Source organism: Streptomyces sp. NPDC040405, assembly GCF_055595765.1.
This window is the reverse complement of record NZ_JBVIVI010000008.1, coordinates 52,097-73,692: the sequence shown is the minus strand read 5'-3', so window position 1 is coordinate 73,692 and position 21,596 is coordinate 52,097. Positions and strand designations below refer to the sequence as shown.

At 69.4% G+C, this 21,596-nt stretch carries 14 protein-coding genes; 2 read left to right on the top strand and 12 right to left on the bottom strand.

Annotation, left to right across the window (positions count from 1 at the left end; genetic code table 11):
• Positions 1-25: 25 nt before the first annotated feature.
• From ACZ59A_RS29595 to eccD, 7 genes are all read right to left on the bottom strand, one after another.
• Positions 26-469, bottom strand: a complete 444-nt coding sequence (locus tag ACZ59A_RS29595; protein WP_468053095.1) for a YbaB/EbfC family nucleoid-associated protein — start codon at positions 467-469, stop codon at positions 26-28.
• A 73-nt stretch (positions 470-542) separates the two neighbouring features.
• On the bottom strand, positions 543-4,184 hold the full coding sequence (locus ACZ59A_RS29590; RefSeq protein WP_470964641.1) for an AAWKG family protein: 3,642 nt from the start codon (positions 4,182-4,184) through the stop codon (positions 543-545).
• 82 nt (positions 4,185-4,266) lie between these two features.
• Complete coding sequence (locus tag ACZ59A_RS29585) at positions 4,267-4,749, bottom strand: type VII secretion system-associated protein (protein ID WP_470964639.1); 483 nt, start codon at positions 4,747-4,749, stop codon at positions 4,267-4,269.
• Between the two features lie 99 nt (positions 4,750-4,848).
• Entirely contained in the window at positions 4,849-5,172 is a 324-nt protein-coding gene (locus tag ACZ59A_RS29580; protein WP_470964637.1) for a WXG100 family type VII secretion target, read from the bottom strand.
• Between the two features lie 96 nt (positions 5,173-5,268).
• On the bottom strand, positions 5,269-5,619 hold the full coding sequence (locus ACZ59A_RS29575; protein WP_468053116.1) for a hypothetical protein: 351 nt from the start codon (positions 5,617-5,619) through the stop codon (positions 5,269-5,271).
• 269 nt (positions 5,620-5,888) lie between these two features.
• Positions 5,889-7,358 carry a type VII secretion protein EccB gene (gene eccB, locus ACZ59A_RS29570; protein WP_470964634.1) on the bottom strand — a complete coding sequence of 490 codons (1,470 nt, stop codon included), beginning with the start codon at positions 7,356-7,358 and terminating at the stop codon, positions 5,889-5,891.
• A gap of 25 nt (positions 7,359-7,383) precedes the next feature.
• Entirely contained in the window at positions 7,384-8,784 is a 1,401-nt protein-coding gene (gene eccD, locus ACZ59A_RS29565; RefSeq protein ID WP_470964631.1) for a type VII secretion integral membrane protein EccD, read from the bottom strand.
• Between the two features lie 282 nt (positions 8,785-9,066).
• Between eccD and eccCa the strand changes: the two genes are divergently transcribed.
• Entirely contained in the window at positions 9,067-13,032 is a 3,966-nt protein-coding gene (gene eccCa / locus ACZ59A_RS29560) for a type VII secretion protein EccCa (protein ID WP_470965550.1), read from the top strand.
• 136 nt (positions 13,033-13,168) lie between these two features.
• Here eccCa and ACZ59A_RS29555 read toward each other — a convergent pair whose 3' ends face one another.
• Positions 13,169-14,377: a S8 family serine peptidase gene (locus tag ACZ59A_RS29555; protein ID WP_470964627.1), complete on the bottom strand. Its 1,209-nt coding sequence runs from the start codon at positions 14,375-14,377 to the stop codon at positions 13,169-13,171.
• A gap of 246 nt (positions 14,378-14,623) precedes the next feature.
• Between ACZ59A_RS29555 and ACZ59A_RS29550 the strand changes: the two genes are divergently transcribed.
• Positions 14,624-17,935 (top strand): right-handed parallel beta-helix repeat-containing protein, encoded by a 3,312-nt coding sequence (locus ACZ59A_RS29550; RefSeq protein WP_470964624.1) that lies wholly within the window; start codon positions 14,624-14,626, stop codon positions 17,933-17,935.
• Between the two features lie 12 nt (positions 17,936-17,947).
• Here the strand turns inward: ACZ59A_RS29550 and ACZ59A_RS29545 are convergent, their stop codons facing one another.
• The 4 genes from ACZ59A_RS29545 to ACZ59A_RS29530 all read right to left on the bottom strand — a co-directional run bounded on the left by ACZ59A_RS29545 (position 17,948) and on the right by ACZ59A_RS29530 (position 21,596).
• Positions 17,948-18,559 carry a YkgJ family cysteine cluster protein gene (locus ACZ59A_RS29545; protein ID WP_470964621.1) on the bottom strand — a complete coding sequence of 204 codons (612 nt, stop codon included), beginning with the start codon at positions 18,557-18,559 and terminating at the stop codon, positions 17,948-17,950.
• Positions 18,556-19,116 (bottom strand): hypothetical protein, encoded by a 561-nt coding sequence (locus ACZ59A_RS29540; RefSeq protein ID WP_470964618.1) that lies wholly within the window; start codon positions 19,114-19,116, stop codon positions 18,556-18,558. The genes ACZ59A_RS29545 and ACZ59A_RS29540 overlap by 4 nt, the downstream gene beginning before the upstream one ends.
• 128 nt (positions 19,117-19,244) lie before the next feature.
• Positions 19,245-20,258 (bottom strand): hypothetical protein, encoded by a 1,014-nt coding sequence (locus ACZ59A_RS29535; protein WP_470964616.1) that lies wholly within the window; start codon positions 20,256-20,258, stop codon positions 19,245-19,247.
• A 51-nt stretch (positions 20,259-20,309) separates the two neighbouring features.
• The gene (locus ACZ59A_RS29530; RefSeq protein WP_470964613.1) at positions 20,310-21,596 is read right to left on the bottom strand and encodes a TRAP transporter large permease; all 1,287 of its coding nucleotides are present in this window, start codon (positions 21,594-21,596) and stop codon (positions 20,310-20,312) included.

Sequence of the window (21,596 nt, the reverse complement as noted above, 5' to 3'; positions counted from 1 at the left end):
CGCTACCGATCACCTTCTCAACGCATCAGTCGGTATCTTCGTGGATCTCGTCGCGCAGCCGATTCTTGCTCGCTCGGCCGGAACCGGCCTGACCGCCGTCGAGCGCCGATCCGAAGACCCGGTTCCAGTCGAGGTCGACACCCCGGCGCATCGATCCCTCAGGGCCCGGCCTGGTGAAGGGCTCGAAGGTGTCCATTACCCGACGGGCCATCTGGGCACGTCCTTGCTGAACGGCCTCCATGATGGAGGAGGCCAGCTGGGGGCCCGTCATGTTCTGGTGCTTGTTGTCGAGGAACTTGAGCCCTGTCAACTCGCCCTGGCCACCGATGGTCGCCTCCACCACGCGGTCGTTCGAGCGCACCGTCGCCGAAGCCTGACGGAGATCCGCCTCCGCCCGTGCGACGGCGGCCTGGGTGGCCTGGAGCTCGGCCATGGCCTGGGCGATGCGCTCCTGCAGAGGTTCGGTCAACGGATACTCCCGCGTAAGGTCAGATGTCGACCATTGTGCAACATCGGGGACAACAAAGGGAATTGAGGTTCCGTCAGCGTCCGATCACGGCCGGTGAGCCTCCCTCGTCGGTGCCCCAGACGTCGTCATCCTCTGGTTCCCAGACCTCGCGCTCGCGGTCGCTGCTCTCGGTCTCCGTCTGTCCGGGACCGCCGCCACCACCGCCCATCCCCGGCAGGAACGGGTTCCCGCCACTGGTGCTGACGGCCTGCCGGTCCTCGTACAGACCACCCTTGCCGCGTGGGGTGGGGGCGTTCCGGCGGTTGCTGACCACGTCGCCGTTGTCGATGACGTTGCGGACGCGTTCCGAGGAGCCGCCCTCGCCGCCCTTGCCTCCACCCGCACCGCCCATGCCACCCATGCCGCCCATGGGCATACCGCCCATCGGCATCCCGCCCTGGCCGCCGCCCATGGCGCTGGGCATCGGGCCGCTGTTCAGCGGAGTGCCGCCACCCGCGTTCGGGGATCCGCCACCGTTGGACTGGCCGGGATTGCTGAGGGACGGTTCCTGGTACGGCTGGTCGTCGTACAGCTCCTCCTCGTAGGCGGAGTTGCCGTAGTCGTAGGAGGTCGGGTTGTTGAGCGGGCCGCCCGGGTGGGAGCTGCCTCCGGGGCCGTTGTACTGGTAGTCGGGGAGCGCGTTGTCGGGGTCGTTCAGATAGCCCGTGGTCTTCGTGCCGTCCGGGCTGGTGATCGAGGTGGCGCCGGTGTCCGGGTCCACACGAGTGCTGCTGCCGTCGGGGTATTCGGTGACCACCTGACCCTGGGGATCCAGGTGGGTGGTGCTGCCGCCGGGGTTGGTCAGGGAATCGTCCGAGTTGAGCGGCCCGGAGTAGTGGGAGCCGTCCGGCCGGGTGATGGTCGACGTCTGGGTGTGCGGGTCGATCACGGACTTGCTGCCGTCCGGGAACTCCGTCACGACGCGGCCCTGGGAGTCCAGGTGCGACTGGCTGCCGTCCGGGTTGGTCAGCGAGTCGTCGCCGTTGACCGGTCCGGAGATGTGCGAGGGCTGGTTCAGGTCGAGGTTGTTCAGCTGAGTCGGATCGTCGTTGTTGTGCTGATTCAGGCCGTCATTGTTGAGTGAACCATTGAGCTTGAACTGCTGCTTCTGGAACTCCTCCTGCTTCTGCTGCTGTTGCTGCTGAAGCTCTTCCTGTCGCTTCTGCTGTTCCTCCTGGGCCTTCTCCTGCTTCTGCTGGTACTCGTCCTGCTTCTGCTCTGCCTCCTTCTCCTTCTGCTCCTGCTTGGCCTCCTGCTCCTGGCGGATCTGCTCCTGCTTCTTCTCCGCCTCGGCCTGCTTCTGCTCCGCCTCCTTCTGCTGCTGCTCCTGCTTCTGTTCCTGCTCCTGACGGACCTGTTCCTGCTTGGCCTCCGCCTGCTGCTGCTGTTCTTCGCGCTTCTGCTCCTGCTCGGCCTGCTTCTGTTCGGCCTCCTTCTCCTTCTGCTCCTGCTTCTGTTCTTGCTCGGCCTGCTTTTGCTCGGCCTGCTTCTGCTGCTCTTCCTGCTTCTTCTCCTGCTCCTGGCGGATCTGTTCCTGCTTCTTCTCCGCCTCGGCCTGCTTCTGTTCGGCTTCCTTCTCCTTCTGTTCCTGCTTGGCCTCCTGCTCGGCCTGCTTCTGCTCCTGCTTCTGCTCCTGCTCGGCCTGCTTCTGTTCCTGCTCCTGGCGGATCTGCTCCTGCTTGGCCTCGGCCTCGGCTTCCTTCTTCGCCTGTTCCTTGTCCCGCTTCTCCTGCTCGGCCTTCTGCTGATTGACCTGCTGGACCTGGAACGCCTGAGCCTGCTTCTGCGCCTCGTCCTGCTTGGCCTGCTGCTCGGCCTGTTTCTGCTCGGCTTCCTTCTCCTTCTGCTCCTGCTTGGCCTCCTGCTCCTGGCGGATCTGCTCCTGCTTCTTCTCCTGCTCGGCCTGCTTGGCCTCCGCCTCCTTCTCCTTCTGCTCCTGCTTGGCCTCCTGCTCCTGGCGGATCTGCTCCTGCTTCTTCTCCTGCTCGGCCTGCTTGGCCTCCGCCTCCTTCTCCTTCTGCTCCTGCTTGGCCTCCTGTTCGGCCTGCTTCTTCTCCTGCTCCTTCTCCTTCTGGGCGGCCTTCTCCTCCGCCTCCTTCTCCTTCTGATCCTGCTTGGCCTGCAGCGCGGCCGCCTTCTCTTCGGCCTCCTTCTCCTTCTGCTCCTGCTTGGCCTCCTGCTCCTTCTCCTTCTTCTCCTGCGCTGCCTTTTCCTCGGCGTACTTCTTGTCGGCCGCCGCCTTGTCCGCGGCCGCCTTGTCATCCGCAGCCTTCTTATCGGCCGCGTACTTGTCGTCCGCTGCCTTCTTGTCCGCGGCTGCCTTGTCGTCCGCCTCCTTCTTGTCCTTCGCGTACTTGTCGTCCGCTGCCTTCTTGTCCTTCGCGTACTTGTCGTCGGCGTCCTTCTTCTCCTTGTACGCCTTGTCTTCCAGGTACGACTCGTTGATGCCCTTGTCGCCCTTGGTCCGGATGGACCCCAGGTCGAAGTGCGACGACCCCCAGGCGGCCGCCAGATCCTTCAGCGCCTGCTCGGCGGGGTCGATCAGATCGGTCTTGATCTTCGCTTCCCACCTGGCAATGGCCTCATCGCCGACCTTCTTCCAGGTCTCCAGCTCCTTCATGTCGCCGTACGTTTTCAGATTGGCGTCATAGGCGTCCTGCGAGAATCCCACCGCCGTGCTGTAGTCCCAGTAACCGCTACCGCCGTAGTAGCCGCTGGAGCCGTACTCCCAATCGGCGTTGATCTTGGTCAGATTGCGGAGCCACGCCTGGTCGGCTATCTCCCCCAACAAGTCGACGAGCGGCCGCAGCGGGTTACCACCGGCCATTTTCCAGTCGTCCCACTTGTTGTAGACCTTCCGAGCCTGTTTCTCCAGGGCGTCCCCCGCATCCCGGAGCGCCTTGCCCTGCTTGGACACTCCGCTGATGGCTTCCATGTCGTCGGCGTAGTGCCCGTATCGACGGCCGATTTCATGGATGAGGTCCCAGAAGACGCCGGCGGCCATTCCCTTCCACGCCTCGTTCTGGTCCTGGCCCACCTTGTTCTGCCACTCGGTCATGGTGGCGTCGCTGTCCCAGAAGAACTTCGCGACCCGGTCGAAGGCATCCGCCGCCATGTCGAAGGACGCCAGACGGACACCCTTGTCGAGCGGGATTTCAGGCTTGCCGCCCCAGGAGAACCCGAGGGTTCCGTTGGGCTCCTCCAGCAGTGCCTTCAGGGCGTTTCCCGTCCCGTAGGCGTAACTGGTCATGTCGAAGGTGTTCCAGACCGTCCCATTGTCGCTCGGCTTGAAGTGGCCGTCCTCAAGCTCCTTGCCGTACTTGCTCTTCCCCTCACCGCCCACGACCTCGCCGCTACCCGGGCCGTCCCCACTCTTGAAGCCGAGCAGCGTGAAGCGTGCCTTGTAGTAATGGACGGTGCCGCCGTCGCTCGTGTAGAACGGGATGACGAAGTCGGTGTTCTGGATGTCCCAACCGGCATTCTCGTACATCCAGTTGAAGTCGTCCGCGTCGACGGTCTGAACGGATCCCTGTTTGGTGACCTCGACCTTCATCTGCTTGATGCCGGCGTTGCCGACCATATCCTTGAACAGATCGTCCCTCGAAGGAGCTTCATACCCGGTGAAGAGCTTGACAGCCTTCGCCCAGTAGTCGGCGTACTCTTTGTCATCGGCCATGGCAGACGAGGCTCCATCAGAAGGGGAATCTACAAGCAGAAAGAAGATCTACGAGCGGGGCAGGACGTAGTAGCGCCGGTGTCTACTTGTCTTCGTCGTCGCCCTCCTGGTCCGACGGGGTCGTCAGGTCAGCGTCGACGTCCTCCCAGATGTCGACGAACTTCTGGCCGTCGACAGCCGCCAGGCTCTCTCCCTGCGTCTTGAACAGGAGATCGATGGTCTCTTCGAGGGCGGCGTCGATGTCTTTGAAGAGCGTTATATGGTCTTCGAGGATCCCGTTGAGGGTCGTCACCATATCCACCACGGCCCCCTTGACCGCCTTTCCGTGCGTGCTCTCGTCCTCCGCAAGGTTTCCGATCGCCAGCGGAACGGGGGTACCGAACGGAAGCCCGGGAACGCCGTCGTCTTCCCCCTTCAGGGCCTTCATCGAGGGAATCGGGTTATCCCCCGTGCCGTTCTCGGTCACCGTTTTGAGCGCCTTCCGAAAGTCGGCCAGGTCGACTTTCCGGAAGTTCTCGAGCCACGCCTTGTCAATCTGCGTCGGGGGCTGTTTGTTGTCGCCCATGCTCTCGCCCTTTCTTCTCTACCTCACCGTCGGATGACACAGCGGGCGACCGCTCCACGTATGTCCGTATGTGGAACGGCCGCCCGCATGGCGCTGTGGTCAGCCGCCAATCCTCACGTCCTGCCAGCTCTGCGTCTGGCTCTGCTCGTTCTGCGTGTACAGATTGCGGATGTGGTCCAGGGTCTTCGCGTTCTCGCCGAGCCACTTGCTCATGTTCTCGACGGCCTGGTTCCAGGCGGCCTGCTTCTCGTCGTAGGCCTGGCGGTCGTCACCTTCCCAGGTGTTCTTCAGCGCCTGGAGTTCCTCGTTGAGGCTGTTGATGATCTTCGCGATCTCCTGGGTCTGCAGCCGCATGTCATCAACGGCGTTGTCGACGTGCGCGTAGCTGACGTAGATATATCCGTCAGTGAGGTTGTCGGACATCGGGGACCTCGTCTCGCTCTGGGGGTATGGGGATGCGGAACGCGTTTCGGCCTGCACGGCCCGAAACCGGGCCGGTGAGGTACCGACCGCTCAGGGTCACTTTCCGGCGGTGCTGCCCATAAGACCGTCGAAGATGGTCTGCGACTGGGAGTACGCCTGGTTGACGGCCTCGTTCGACGACCCCTGCGTCATACCCTTGGCGCGGAGCGTTTCGTTGAGCTGGTTGATCATGTCCTGAAGGTTCTTGGAGATGATTTCCGCGTGCTCGTCCCAGGAGTCCAGCAGCTTCTGGAAAGCGCCACCGTCACTGCCCTGGAGGGCCTGCATCATGCCCTGCTTCGTGCTCTCGACGTCCTGCCGACGGCTCTGGACGCCCGAGAAGGCCATCTCGAGGGCCTGGATGCCGTTCCGTGTCCCCTGTTCATCTGACCGCTGCATGCCTGCCATGACGCTGCCCTTTCCGGTGGATTTCCGCCGCCAGGCCCGATGCGCTGGCGTGGCTTGCGCAACCGGATGCGGAAGCACCAACACCCAGTTGGTCCAGACAAGAATGGTAGGAGGACGAACAAACAATGAGCAATGCTTGCCGTCAAGAAACACCGCCACAGACGGGTTTCAATGATTTCCCTAGTTTTACGCGACGTGGCGCAACTCTGACGCCAGCTCAAGCCCTCCTCAAATGTCGATATGCCGATGGGGAAGACGGTCAATTTCCCTCAGTGGTCGACCCCTTTCCTGTCGTTCTCGCCGCATGGCGCCGCCGTCGTCTCGCCCCGGTCGGATACCGCGGCCGCGGGCGTCAGATCCGGGCCCGTCGGCACCATGGCCAGCAGCGACGACGGCAGCCGCTGAGCCTGGCCCGCGGTGTAGCCCAGCGTCTCCAGTGACTTGGCCGTCGGCACCCGGTACTTCACCCCGCTGTCCGTCACCAGGTAGACGGTGCTGCCGACGTTGGAGCCGTCCGCGCCGAGGGTGTGCACCAGGGCGCCGCCGCCCGGGGGCGTCACGATCCGGTTGACCGTCACACAGGCCGGGGTCAGCCCTTCTGGCGGCGCCTGTGCCGCGGGGCCGAGCTGACCGCTCGCGGCCAGGGTCACGCCCACCCGCGTACCGTCGTCGCCGGACTCGATGCCCACGCACGGGGTCTCGTCGCCGCCGAGGTCCACCGCTTTGGGCGGGCTCGGGGGCAGGTCCTCGGTGGTGTCGGCGTCCTCGGCGCCGGGCGCCAGGTGGCCGATTACACCGTCGGCGCCCAGGGTGATGGCGCTGACCGCCCCGCCCGCGTACGCCTTCTGCTTGGTCTCCGGGTTTCCCATGAGCAGCGCGGCGACGGTGGCGTTGACGGGGGTCAGCCCCTCCTTGCGCAGCACGTAGTACCGGGCGTCGCCACCGGGCGCGGCGACCTGGAAGACCTGGCCGATCCTGGTCCCGCCACCGCCCAGGGACGGTCCCCGGCCGCCGCGCAGCGGGATGTCGGGAGCGGCCAGATCGGGGCCGGTGGGCAGCGAGTTGAGCAGCGCCGCGGACACCTTCACCGAGGTGCGGGAGGCGTAGCCGAGGGCTTCGCGGACGCGGCCGTCGGCGTCCATGCGGAGCTTGCTGCCCCGCCACACCAGATAGTCGGCCTTGTCGGGCCCGGTGACCAGCAGCCCTTCGGAGTCGCCGAGGCCGCGGCCGTCGACATCCTTGCCGACGGCCAGGGCGGTGGCGGTGGAGCCGCTGGTGGTGCCCGAGCACACTTGCCACGGGTCGGTGGTGAGGCTGTCGCCGCCCGGCAGGTCGTCGGGGGCTCCGGTGATGCCGACCGGTGCGCCGTGCGGGGTGCCACCGAGCGATTTGCTGCCGACGGAGGCGGTCTTCATCTTCGCGCCGAGGAGCAGCCGCGCCGAGGCGTAGTTGCGCACCGGGCGCAGCCGTCCGTCGAGGTAGAGGTACCGGCCGCCGGTCTCCTTGTTGACCACCAGCGTGCCCTGGGCCCGCCAGGAGTCCTTCGCACCCGGCTTGATCAGGCCGAAGACGAAGGATCCCGCCGCGATCAGGATCGCGATGATGACGCTGATGGCCACGCCCCGGTTGGTCCGGCCCTGGGGACTTTCCGGGGCGTCGGGGTCGGCGCGCAGCATGCCCGAGGTGAGCCGCCCCATGATGAACATGTGCGCCTGGACCTGGTCGCGCTTGGACTGCACTGTGCGTTCCTCCGGTTCGGGCGGTTCAGCCGTTCAGGCCGCGCAGGGCGCTGTACACCCCGAGCACCCACAGGGCCAGCGGCAGCAGGGCGACGGCGGCGGCGGTGTGCAGGATCTCCGCCGCCCGGCCCCAGTACGGCACGAGCCGTCGCCCGGGCACGGTCCACGAGGCGATGGCGATGCCCGCGGTGGCGGCGAGCAGGCCCGCGGCCAGCAGCAGCCGGCGGTCCGGCGAGGAGGACAGGGCGTCGAAGAGGAGCAGGAGGAGGAGACCTCCGGCCCCGGGAACGAAGAGGGAAAGCCGCTGCCATACGTTCCCCAGACCGCGTCCGTGCAGCAACAGCAGCAGCGAGAGCACGACGGACATGATGACCTCGGGCAGCCCGCCGTCGTGGGTGAGCACGGCCAGGCAGACGGCGCAGGCGGCGCCCACGGCTCCGTAAAGCGCGCTCATCCAGCCGTCGGCGAGCACCGCGCGGGCGGCGACCACCGAGGTGGCGTGCGGTTCGATGCCCTCCTGGAGCTGCTGGGCGTTGGTCGGCAGCGGCGGCATGCGCATGCCGGACATCCGGAAGGCCAGCGAGGGGACGAACGCGCCGAGGATGACGGCCACCAGGGCGAGGACGCCGGCCACATGCGCCGGTCCCAGGTCGGTGATGACCATCAGGGCCCCGGCGAGGGTGCCGAAGACCATGACCACGGCGAGGCCGAGGAAGACCGCCGCGAAGGAGGCCACGGCGGCGAGCGCGACGATCGCGCCGCCCGCGCCCGCGGCGCAGGCGGCCAGCATCCGGGCGCCCAGGACCTCATGGCCGTGCGGTCCGCCGACGTCACCGCCGGGCAGCAGCCATCCGGCGAACGCGAGGTACGGGCCGACCATGAAGCCGAGGACCGCACCGGCGGCGGCGTCGCCCACCGCGCGGCTGGCCGAGCCCGCCCCGGCGAGCAGCAGCACTCCGGCCGCCGCCGCGCACAGGGCGCGCAGCCAGGGGGAGCCGCCGGGCAGGGCGAGCACGGCGAGCCCGGCCGCCAGGGCGGTCACCGCGAAGCCGCGCAGCAGCCGGGTGCTGGCCAGCGGGGACCAGCCGTGCTGCCGGTCCTGCATGGTGGTGGAGATGCCGTCCACCAAGTCGTCGAGGTGGACTTCGGGGAGCGCGTCGATGCGCGGCCGGAGGTAGATCGTCTCGCCGTCGCGCAGGTCGTAGGAGTCGAGGGTGCGCTCCTCGTCCATCGGTTCGCCGCCGAGGCGTTGCAGCACCCAGCCGCCGTGGTCGATGCCGGTCTCCGCGAGATCGTCGCCACCGTAGCCGAGGACGGCGGGCAGCAGGTCGGCCACGGGGACGTCCGAGGGGACCGCGAGATCGATGGTCCTGGCCGGAGCACGTACGGTCAGGCGGCACAGACCGGCCACCTGGTTATCAGTCATCGAGCTGGCTCACGTTTCTTCCGGTTGCATTTCCTAGGGAATTCCCTGGTTACGTCCGAACGGGCTGCCGTGGTAACGGAGTTGAGGTGCGACACGGCCGTATGTGTGGGTCACGGCGGTCTCTGGGTGGAAGCACATTACTGGCTGCACCCTCGAACTGGTATACCGGGCATGCATAGTGTTCTTCCGGTCGTCAGTGCGGACGCGTCGTCGCGCCCACGGACCACATGCGTTTCCCTCCACCGACGTTGTTTTCGCCCCTGAGGAGACCGTTCGTTGAGTGTGGTCCTGTTCCGCCGCCCGGCCCGTCGGCGCGGCCCCGAAATGCCCGACGGCGAGCTGAAGCTGCAGGAGCCCCCCACACTGCCCGAGGTGGTTCCGGACAGCTCCGCCATCTGGACCTATCTGCCCATGGCGCTCATGTCGGTGTCCATGATGCTGATGTTCATGAGACCGGGCATGAGCGGCGGCGGCAGCAGCCACTTCATGTACCTGGCCATGGGTCTGATGGTGCTGTCCTCGGCCGCCATGATGCTCGGCCAGATGATGCGCAAGACCAGCGAGCGCAAACAGCGCCTGAAGGGCGAGCGCCGCGACTACCTGCGCTATCTCACCCAGATCCGGCGCAAGGTGCGCACCGCCGTGGCCGATCAGCAGAAGGCGCTGGCGTGGCGGCACCCGCCGCCCTCGGCCCTGTGGTCGCTGGCGGGCACCACCCGGCTGTGGGAACGCCGCCCGCAGGACGAGGACTTCGGCGAGATCCGGGTGGCCGTCGGGGAGCAGAAGCTCGGGCTGCGGCTGACGCCCACGGCCACCACCCCGGTCGAGGACCTGGAGCCGCTGACGGCGCACGCGCTGCGCAGCTTCATGCGGGCCTACTCCACCGTGCCCGAGCAGCCCATCGCCATCTATCTGCGGGCCTGGGCGCGGGTGCTGTTCCGGGGCGACGAGGAGCGGATACGTTCCCTCGCCCGCGCGATCGTCGCCCAGCTGGCCACCTTCCACGCCCCGGACGACGTGTGGGTGGCGGTGTGCGTGTCGGACGAGCGGCGCGCGGACTGGGAGTGGGTGAAGTGGCTCCCCCACAACCTCCACCCCCAGGAGAACGACGGCGCCGGGCCGGCCCGGATGTTCGTCTCGGCCCTCAACGAGCTGGAGGACCTGCTCGGCGCCGAGTTCCTGGAACGGCCCTCGTTCGACCCCGACGCCTCGACCGGGCGTGACGAGCCGTTCACCGTGATCGTGGTGGACGGCGGAGCCGTCCCCGGCCGGCACCGGCTGGACGGGGCGGGCTTCCGCAACTGCGTCGTGCTCGACCTCACCGGCGCGCTGAGCTGGCGCCCGGGCCGGGTCACCCTGCGGTTCGACGTCGGCGAGGACTCCTTCGGACTGGTCCGCACCGACCGCGAGCGCAAGGAGCAGACCACCCGGCTCGGCCGCCCCGACACCTTCGGGCCGGTCGGCGCCACGGCCCTGGCCAAGCGCCTCGCCCCGTACCGGATGGGCATGGGCGGCGACACCGCCGAGCCGCTGTCCTCGGACGTCGAGCTGACCACCCTGCTGGGCATCTCCGACCTGTACCGCCACGACCCGGACACCCTGTGGAAGCAGGCCACCGGGTCCAACCGGCTCAAGGTGCCGATCGCGGTCGGCCCCGACGGCACCCCGGTGGAGCTGGACATCAAGGAGTCCGCGCAGGGCGGCACCGGGCCGCACGGCATGCTCATCGGGGCCACCGGCTCCGGCAAGAGCGAACTGCTGCGCACCCTGGTGCTGTCGCTCGCGCTGACCAACTCCTCCGAGACGCTCAACTTCGTCCTGGTGGACTTCAAGGGTGGCGCCACCTTCCTCGGCCTGGACGAACTGCCCCACACCTCCGCGGTCATCACCAACCTCGCCGGAGAGGCCGCGCTGGTGGGCCGCATGCAGGACGCCCTGCACGGTGAGCTGATCCGCCGCCAGGAGCTGCTGCGCTCCGCGGGCAACTACACCTCCGCCCTGGACTACGAGAAGGCGCGGGCCTCGGGCACCCCGCTGGAGCCGCTGCCCAGCCTGTTCGTGATCGTCGACGAGTTCAGTGAACTGCTCGCCGCGCACCGTGAGTTCATGGAACTGTTCGTGATGATCGGACGGCTCGGGCGCAGCCTCGGCGTCCATCTGCTGCTCGCCTCGCAGCGGCTGGACGAGGGGCGGATGCACCAGCTGGAGAGCCATCTGTCGTACCGCGTCGGGCTGCGCACCTTCTCCGCCATGGAGAGCCGCGGTGTGCTCGGTGTGCCCGACGCCTACCAGCTGCCGCCGCAGCCCGGCAGCGGCTACCTCAAGTCGGGTGTGGAGGCGCTGACCCGGTTCCGCGCCGCGTACGTCTCCGGCCCGTACCAGCAGCGGCGCAGCCGGGCCAACCAGGCCCGGGTGGCCAGCCAGACGGTGCCGTGGACTTCCGGCTACGTGGTGCCCCGCCAGCTCCCCGACGTACCCGAGCCCGAGCCGGAGCCGGAGGAGGAGACCAGCGACACGCTGCTGTCGGTGGCCGTGGACCGGCTGCTGGGCGCCGGGCCCCCCGCCCACCAGGTGTGGCTGCCGCCGCTGGACCTGCCCGCGACACTGGACCAGGTACTGCCGCCGCTGACGCCCGATCCGGAGCTGGGGCTGACCACGGTCGGCTCGCCGCTGCGCGGGCGGCTGACGGTGCCGATCGGTATCGTGGACAAGCCCTTCGAGCAGATGCGCGACCTGCTGACCATCGACCTGTCGGGGGTCGGCGGCCACCTCGCCATCGCGGGCGGTCCGCAGAGCGGCAAGAGCACCATGGTGCGCACCATCCTGACCGCGCTGGCCCTCACCCACACCCCGCGCGAAGTGCAGTTCTACTGCCTGGACTTCGGGGGTGGCACACTGGCGCCGCTGGCCGGGCTGCCGCACACCGCCGGGGTCGCGGCACGGCTGGACTCCGAGCGGGTGGGCCGTACGATCTCCGAGGTCACCTCGCTGCTGGCGGACCGCGAGCGGTTCTTCCTGACCCACGGCATCGACTCGATGGGCACGTACCGCCGCCGCCGGGCCGCGGGCGAGTTCGCGGACCAGCCGCACGGCGATGTGTTCCTCGTGATCGACGGCTGGTCCACGGTGCGCCAGGACTACGACCGCAACATCCAGACGTTCGCCTCCATCGCCGCCCGCGGCCTGAACTACGGCATCCACCTCATCGTGACCACCGCCCGCTGGGTGGAGCTCACCGCGGCGGTGCGCGACCAGGCCGGCACCCATCTGGAGCTGCGGATGGGTGACGCCATGGACTCCGAGATCGACAACCGCCGCGCCTCCACCGTGCCGCGCATCCCGGGCCGCGGGCTCACCCGGGAGGGCAAGCTGCACTACCTCACCGCACTCCCCCGCATCGACGGGACGGAATCGGCCGAGGACCTGTCGGACGGGGTTTCCGGTCTGGTGTCGGCCATCAAGGAGAGCTGGCCGGGCCCGGCGGCCCCGCGGGTGCGGATGCTGCCGACGGAGCTGCCCGCCGCGCAGCTTCCCCCGGCCGGGGGCGACTTCCGGGTGCCGATCGGCCTGGAGGAGGAGCGGCTGAAGGTCGTCTGGCACGACTTCAGCGAGAGCCCGCACATGGTCGTGGTGGGCGACACCGAGTGCGGCAAGACCAACCTGCTGCGGCTGATGGCCAAGTCCATCATGGACCGGTACACCCCCGCCGAGGCGCAGATCGTGCTCGTGGACTACCGCCGTGACCTGGTGGAAGCGGTGCCGGAGGAATACCGGCTCGGCCACGCGGTGTCCATGGACGCCCTGAAGGACATGATCGAGGGGACCGCCCGGGCCGTACAGACGCGGGTGCCGGGCCCGGACATCGCCCCGGGCCGGATGAAGCAGGCCGACTGGTGGCCCGGGCCGCGGCTGTTCATCCTGGTCGACGACTACGACATGCTGGGCGCCGGCATCGGCAACTCGCCGTTCGACCCGCTGCTCAACCACCTCGCCCTGGGCTGGGAGGTCGGGCTGCACGTCATCGTCACCCGCTCCGCCAGCGGCGCCGGGCGCGGGCTGAACGAGATGCTCCTGCGGCGGCTGCTGGAGGTCAACACGCCCGCCTTGCTGATGTCCTGCCCGCCCTCGGAGGGCTATCTGCTGGGCAACGTCAAGGGCCGGAACCTCAACCCCGGGCGGGCCATCCGGGTCGCCCGCCGCAAGACCACTCAGGTCCAGACGGCGCTCGTGGACACGTCGGCCACGTAAGTCGAGCAAGAGGAGTAAAACCCGTAAGCGATTCCGCCCCCGACGCGCGGCACCGAATATCTAGGGAAATCCCCAGAACGCCTCTAGGGGATTTCCCAGAAATTCGCGGGGGAGATCATGCGCGCGCCGGGTGTTCTCAGACCCCCGGCCGGTCCTCCTGGCCCGCCGGGCGCCATCCCCGGGCCCGGCCGCGCGGGATCACCACCGCCGCGGCCGCCACCAGCAGCACCACTCCGCCGCCCGCGCCCGCGATCAGCAGCGCACGGTTGAGCGGCTGCGGGGAGGCGGCCGGGGGAATCTTCGCGGGGGCCGGACGCGGGGTGGCGCCCTGCCGGTCGGTGAGGACGGTGGTCAGCGCCGCGTACGGGTCCAGCCGCGGCGGGACCGCCGGATAGGCCGCCGCGACCAGCTGGCGGGACACCTGGGCGGCGCTCATCCGCGGGTGCCGCGAACGCACCAGCGCCGCCGCCCCGGCGACGTTCGCCGCCGCCAGCGAGGATCCCGAGCCGATGAAGTGGCCGGGGCCGCTCGGACCGACGCTGACCGCCACGTCCCCCGGCGCCGCCAGGTCCGCCCCCTGCTTCTCCGGCGCGTTCTCGGGACGGGTGCCGTCCGGGCCGTAGTCCATGACCGACAGCACCCCGGGCGCGGCCGCGGGCCAGTACCAGGGCGCGGGCTCGGCAGGCTGGTTGGTCTCCGGGTCGTCGGGCATCGCGTCCGGGGCGAACGGGGCCACGACCAGGGCGTCGTGGCGCGTCGCGTACGCCACGGCGGCCGTCAGCACGGCCCTCCCTGTGGGCACCGCGCGCCCCATGTAGACGACCTTCGCGCCGCCGTCGACCGCGGCCCGGATCCCGTCCGCCAGCCGCTCCGCCGTGGGGTTGCCGCGGGAGTCCGTACCGCGCACCGCGAGGATCCGCGCCTCGGGCGCCGCGCCCGCCACGCCCGAGCCCTTGCCGGGCGCGGCGGCGATCAGACCGGCGGCGAAACTGCCGTGCCCCACGCAGTCGGTGCCCGCGCCGCCGACCGCGGTGACCCGGCCGGTCAGGGCGGGGATGTCCGTACCGACACCGGTGTCCACCACTCCCACGGTCACGCCGTGGCCGTCCGCCAGCTGCCAGCTGCGCCTGAGGCCCAGCGCCTGCCGCGTCCACGGCTCGTCGCGGGCCGTCTCGCCGGACGCCTTGGTACACGGCGTGTCGGGCGCCAGGACGGACGGGATGACGGGCAGTTCGACGGAGTCCGCGGCGGCGGGGGGAGCCTGGGCGGCCACGGGTGCCGTGGTCAACAGGGCGGCGGCCACCGCCCGCGCCACCGTACGGCGATGAGAACGAGCACGTCGCATGGCGCGCACAATACGCGCAGGACATCACCACGCGGTAACGTGCCTCGGGTACCAACTGCCGTGCCTTGTCCGGGAAGTGGGTCAGCGGCCGGTCCTGCGGACCGGCGCCGAAGACACCTGGATGAGGGCGCCGCGGTTCCCGTAGCCTTTCCCTCACGTGCTCGTTCCTCTCCCCCGGCTTCCAGCGAGCCCAGGGGCTTCGTTCACCGAGGGCAGGCGGCGGCATCACATCGAGGAGGTCCCAGCGTGTCACGGCAGTTGCTCACGGTCGGTCCGGACCAGCCGGAGGGCTTCCGCACGATCGGCGAGGCCCTGGAGAAGGCGCGCGCGGGAGCGGTGATACGTGTCCGGCCCGGCCGTTACCGCGAGAACCTCACGGTCCGCACGCGCATCACCATCGCCGGTGACGGGGAGCGCGGCAGCGTGGAGATCTGTCCGCCGCGCGGCACGGCCGTGGTGCTCGTCGCGGACGCGGTGATGCTCACCGACCTGACCCTGCGCGGCGGCAACGAGGACCTGCCCGTGGTGGACGCGCCCCGTGGCCAGGTGGCCATGGACGGCTGCACCGTGGTGGGTTCGGGCTGGACGGCCGTCCTCGCCCGCGAGAACGGCTCGGTGGCCATCCGGGACTGCCGGATCTCCAACCCCGAGGGCGCGGGGGTCGTGGACACCGCGCCCACCGGCAGCGTCGTCGCCGACTCCGTCTTCGAGCACCTGGGCACCTCCGCCATCGTCCTCGGCGAGCAGGCCCGCACCACCGTCCGCGGCTGCCGGGTGCGTGACGCCCAGGGCAACGGCATCCTCGCCAACGGCGAGGCGCAGGGCCGGGTGGAGGACTGCGACGTGTCCGGCACCGAGAAGCCCTCCATCGCCCTCGAAGGCAAGTGCTCCACCCATGTGCTGCGGGCCCGGGTGCACGACACCTCGGTCGGCGTCTACATCACCAGCAGCTCCCGGCCCACCCTCGAAGAGGTCACGGTCAGCGACACCACCGGCCCCGGCATCGTCCTGTCCTCCGGTGCCGACCCCGAGCTGCTGCGGTGTGTCACCTCCCGCACCAAGGGCAACGGACTCGCCGTCACCGAGCGCTCCCGGGGCACCTTCCAGGACTGCGAGTTCGACACCGCGACCGCCCCCGCCATCCGGGTCATCGGATCCAGCGCGCCCCTGCTCACCGGCACCACCGTGCGCGACTGCGCCGACAAGACCGCGTCCGTACTGCTGGCCGAGGGGTGCTCGGCGGAGTTCGACCGGCTGGAGGTGGCCGACGCCGCCGGGGTCGGCATCTCCATCCGTACCAACGCCAACCCGCTGCTGGCCCGGGCGCGGGTGGCCGACGCCCGCGGGCATGGCCTGGAGGTGGCCGAGGACGGGCGCGGGCGGCTGGAAAACTGCTCGGTCGAGAACGCGGAAGGCGCAGGAATCCGCATAGCCGACGGCGGCGCCCCCGACATCCGCGACTGCGCGGTGCGCAAGACGGCCCAGGCCGGGATCTCGGTCGGCTCCGGGGGCCGCGCCACCCTCAGCGACTGCGAGGTCCGCTCCGCCGCCACGTCGGCCCTGCACGTGGAGGGCGGCGGCGAGTTGACCGCGCACCGCCTCCACCTGGCCGAGTCCGGCGCACACGGCGTCCTGCTCGCCGAGGGCGGCCGGGCCACGCTGGAGGCGTGCCAGGTCACCGGCAGCACCGGCGACGGCATCCGGGTCGACAGCGCCGAGAAGGTCACCCTCACCGGCTGCACCACCCGGGACAACCGTGGCGCCGGTCTCAAGCAGTCCCGCCCCAGCGACCGTCTCACCGTCGAGGGGCTGGACAGCGACGGCAACGCCGCAGAGGACGCCTGGGGCGAGAGCGCCGGGGGAACCGGCGCCGAGACAGCCGCGGGAGGCGGGGCGAAGAAGCCGGAAGGCCCGCTGGAGGAGCTGGAGTCGCTCATCGGCCTGGCCGATGTCAAACACCAGGTCCGCACGCTCATCAACCTCAACCAGCTCGCCCAGCGCCGCGCCAGCCTCGGCATGCCCGCCCCGCCGATGAGCCGCCACCTGGTCTTCTCCGGCCCGCCCGGCACGGGCAAGACCACCGTAGCCCGGCTCTACGGCGGCATCCTCGCCGACCTCGGCGTCCTGCGCTCCGGCCATCTGGTGGAGGTCTCCCGGGCCGACCTCGTCGCCCAGATCATCGGTGGTACGGCCATCAAGACCACCGAGGCGTTCACCGAGGCGCTGGGCGGTGTTCTGTTCATCGACGAGGCGTACACCCTGCTCTCCGACGGCAAGGGCTCCGGTGCCGACTTCGGCCAGGAGGCCATCGACACCCTGCTGAAGCTCATGGAGGACCACCGTGACGACGTGGTCGTCATCGCCGCCGGATACACCGACCAGATGACCACCTTCCTCAGCTCCAACCCCGGTCTGGCCTCCCGGTTCACCCGCACCATCGAGTTCGCCAACTACTCGGTGGACGAGCTGGTCACCATCACCGAGTCCATGTGCGGGACGCACCGGTACGAACTCGACCCCAGCACCCTGGACGCCCTCGCCCGTCTCTACGAGCGGATGCCGCGCGACTCCACGTTCGGCAACGGCCGTGCGGCGCGCCGGGTGTTCGAGGAGATGGTCGACCGGCAGGCGTTCCGCCTCGGGTCGATGGCCAACCCGGCCGAGGCGGACCTCACCCTGCTGGTGCCCGAGGACGTCGCCGACGACGCCGCCGTCAGCGGCGCGGACGGCCCCCGTAACTCCAAGGACCTGCTGGCCGAGCTGGACGCCATGGTCGGCCTCAACGCGGTGAAACACGAAGTGACCGACCTGGTCAACCTGTTGCAGGCCACCCGGCAGCGGCAGGCCGCCGGGCTGCCCACCCCGAAGATCAGCCACCACCTGATCTTCTCCGGCCCGCCCGGCACCGGTAAGACCACCGTCGCCCGGCTCTACGCGGACCTGCTGCACTCCCTCGGCGTCCTGAACACCGGCCAGCTGGTGGAAGTGGCCCGCGCCGATCTGGTCGGCCGCTACGTGGGACACACCGCGCAGCTCACCAAGGAGGTGTTCGAGCGCGCCTTCGGCGGGGTGCTGTTCATCGACGAGGCGTACACCCTCACCCCCGAGGGCGCGGGTTCCGACTTCGGCCAGGAGGCCGTGGACACCCTGCTCAAACTCATGGAGGACCACCGCGACGAGGTCGTGGTCATCGCCGCCGGATACACCGAGGAAATGCGCCGCTTCCTGGCCTCCAACCCCGGTCTGGCCTCGCGCTTCAGCCGCACCGTCGAGTTCGAGCACTACAACTCGGAGGAGCTGGTCGGCATCATGAACACCTACGCGGCCAACTCCGGCTACGACTGCCCCGAGGAGACCCTGGCGGCGCTGCGCGCACACGTGGAACTCATCCCCCGCGACCGCTCCTTCGGCAACGCCCGCACCGCCCGCCAGCTCCTGGAGGCGATGATGACGCGGCAGGCCCGGCGCATCGGCACCATGGCCGCGCCCGGTCTGGAGGACCTGCGGCTGCTGCTGCCCGACGACCTGCCGGCGGGCTCCGCGCAACCCGCCGGCTGATCGGCGCCGCCGCTACGAGGAGGCCGTCTCCGCGGAGACGGCCTCCGTGTCCTGCCTGTCGTTCCCCGGGTCGGTGGCCAGGATGAACTCGTACAGGTCCTCGTGGGTCATCCCCCGGCTACCGGCGTCGACCTTGGCGTTCCACACCTCCACCAGGTCCAGATGCTCGCGCCAGGCCGCCCGGTTGCGCATGATGTCGCGCCGGTAGGTGGTCAGGTCCATGGTGGCGAGGTTCCAGGAGTCGGGGCCGCCGCACAGGGTCTTCTCACGGATGCCCACCGAGCCCTGGTCGAGCGCGGCCGGGAAGGTGGCGCACACCATCGGGCGGTGGACGTACGCGCCGCAGCGGGCCTTGCCCGGGGCGATCTCCATCAGGAGCACACACCCCTTCGTATCCGGCCGGTGCAGGAGGTGGAGGTCGTACAGCGGACCGCCGGGCCGGAAGCGGAAGTCGCTGTTGTCCTCCTCCTTGCCCTCCTTCAGGTAGACGAACTCCCTGGGGTGGAGGGCCATTCCGGACGCCAGCCTGCGGACGTCCGCGACGGTCACATGGACGTTGTACTCCCGGCAGCAGCGGCCACCGCAGTCGGCGCAGCCCGCCAGGTTCGCTCCGGCGCCGTTCACGCGACCACGTCCTCGGGCCAGGGTGTACCGGCTTCGCGCGCGGCCTGCGCCTCCAGCAGATATCGCTGGAAGTCCTCGACGTCCGGCGGGCTTTCCGCTTCTGCCGCCAGTGTGTTCCAGCGGGCGACCAGCTCGAACCAGTGGTCCCGGTCGGCGGTCCACTGGCGCTCCGCCTCCGCCAACTCCTCCTCGTCGAGCCGGTGTTCAGGCCCGTCCTGCCGCTCGGCCTTGCTCCCGGGCTGCGAGGGGAACATGCGGCAGGACACGGGCGCGAGTTCGCCGAGCCCGCAGCGGCCGGTCCCCTCCAGGGTTTGGATGTGGAAGACGCAGCCATGGGCGGCATTGGCCACCCGGACGTTCACCCGTCGCCGCGCGTTGTCCAGCACCACCCCGGTCGGATCGTTGGCGGCGGCCGGCGCGGTCTGGGTGAAGTGCCACGGCTCAAGGGCCAGGGTACGGGCGATACGGACGAGATCCGCACCGGTGACGTAACGCGGCCCGCGATAACACAGCGCCTTCGCTCGGGAGGTCTGCCATCGGGCCTCGGGGCCCGCCATGCTGTGCACTGTCAATCCATCGTCCCCTTCGAACAGGGCGGAGCGAAAGGCCTATCAACGTAGTCGCCCGTGAGCGTAGCCCAGCAGATCTGGGGATCTCCCTCGAAAATCCCGTACCGGGACGCCGGTCAGCCCCGGGCGACCGCGATGCTGCCCTTGAGGCGTTCACCGGCCTCGTAGACCATGTACGGCACTCCCCCTTCGGTGCCGAAGCTGGGTGCGGCGCTGCGGCCGTTGTCGGGCGCGCCGTTCGCGGAGTCGTAGAAGCGGCCGAGGTGGCGGCGGAGTGTGAAGTCCTTCCCGACCTCGGTGATCATGAGGTCGCCGCCGCTCTCCTTGTCCTTGTTGTAGACGACGAAGGCGCTGCCGCCGCGGGTCAGCAGGTGCGGGCCGCCGACGTTGACGGCGGACACGTCGGTGTGGCGGACGAGGGCCTTCTGGTCGAAGGTCCAGGTGCGGCCGTCGGCCGACCAGCCCCAGTGGATGTCCCGGTGGTTGGTGGTGTTGTTCAGCATGAACAGCATCACGTAGTGGGCGTTCTTCGCGGGCAGCTCGTACGGGAAGACCCGGGCGTACGAGGTCTCATTGGTGCCCGCGGGCAGCATGGACGCGGTGAGGACCACCTTGTCGTAGGTGAAGTTGACGCCGTCCTTGGAGCGGGCCAGCCGCGTCGTGTGGTTCTCGCCGTGGAAGTAGAGCCACATCTCCTTGGCTCTCTCGTTCCACATCACGTGCGGGGAGGAGACGTGGGTCACGGAGTAGTGGGGCGCCCAGTGGTTCGAGACGATCGGGTTGTGCGGGTACTCGGTGAAGGGCCCTTCGATGTGGTTCCCGTAGGCGAGGCATATCCCGCCGGGCGCGTCGTGCGGCGCGTAGTAGAGGTAGTAGCGGCCCAGCGGCGCGGACACCCGCCCCTGGGCGCCCCGGATGCACGGGAAGATGATCTCGCCGGTGGGGTTGTACTTGAGCTGCCCGGGCGTCAGGAGGGTCTTGACGTAGCGGTAGTCGGGGAAACCGCCGGGGGCAGCGGCCGGGGTGGCGGCGAGCGCCGGGGAGGCCGTCGTGCCGACGGCGAGCGCGGCCGTGGTGGCGGCGGCCGACGTGAGGAGGATGCGGCGGCTGGGGTGCTGAGGCTCGTGCATGAAAGTGCTCCGTCCCGTACGTGGAAGGGGGTGCATGCCGGAGATGAGCGGTCAGAGGGCGGTGGCGGCGGTGACGCAGAAACCGCCGAGGGCGACGAACCAGACGTACGGCAGGGTGCGCGCCATCACCTGCTGGGGGCCGACCCCCGCGTACTGCGCGCTCCACACGGTCTGGGTGCTGGTGGGGTCGGCGACGCCGAACACCTGGTTGTAGGAGGCGGTGATGCCGAGGACGGCGGCGGCCGGGTAGATGCCGGTGGCGATGAGGACGCCCGCGATACCGGCGCCCAGGCCGTACACGTTGAGCGGTCCGCGGTACAGGCACAGCGGCACCAGCACCGTGAAGACCGCGACGAACAGCACCGGATTCTGCGGGCTGACCGCCTTGACGAGGGGTTCGAGCGCGTCCACGGCGCCGGGGAGCTTGACCGCGGCGAGCAGGATGCCGATGGCCACGAACAGCGTGATGGGCGCGGCGGCCACCTCGAACCCGCTGTACAGGGTGCGCAGCAGCCGCCGGTTCATCTCGCGTGGGCGGGTGGTCGTCACGAGCGCGTAGAGCACCCCGGCGAGCAGCGAGGGGATGATCGCGATCTCGAAGCCGAGCGCCAGCACGAGGGGCACGACCGGGGTGAGCAGCGCGTACCACGGGGCGTCGCCGAGCCGGGCGCGCCGCTCGGCGGCTTTGGTGCGCGGCGCCTCGGTGCGGAAGGCCCAGGCGTGTTCGACCCCGCGCCTGCGGGACTCGACGAGGACGAACATGACGGCGGCGAACAGCGCGAACGGGAAGAGCCTGATCATGAAGTCGCGCACCTCGGAGACCGGCAGGTCCAGGGCGCTGGAGAAGAACTGCCACACCGGCAGCTCGAAGGGCATCCCGGCGGCGAGGCCCATGAGGATGGTCCCGGCGGCGGTCACCTTGGGGATGCCGACGGCGATCATGGCGGGGATGCCGATGATGCCCGCGAGCATCGCCGCGGGCGCGGAGCCGGTCACGGTGCCGATGAGGGTCGAGACGATCAGCACGCCGAGCGCGACGACCGTGGGCCGGTCCCCGCCGAACTCGACTATCTTGCGGACGAGGGTCCCGGCGATGCCGGTCTCGTCGAGCAGTTTTCCCAGCCAGGAGCCCAGCAGGATCGCGATCATCGTCGCGGCGAGCGTGGGGGCGCCCTCCTGGAGGACCGTGTCGAAGACGCTGTTCTTGCCGGTGACCGGGGCGCCCGAGACGAAGGCGATGACCACGCCGAGAAGGACGAGCGCGAAGGCGGTGGGGAGTTTCTTGGTGAGGATCGCGGCGACACCGGCCGCCATGATGATCAGGATGACGATGCCCAT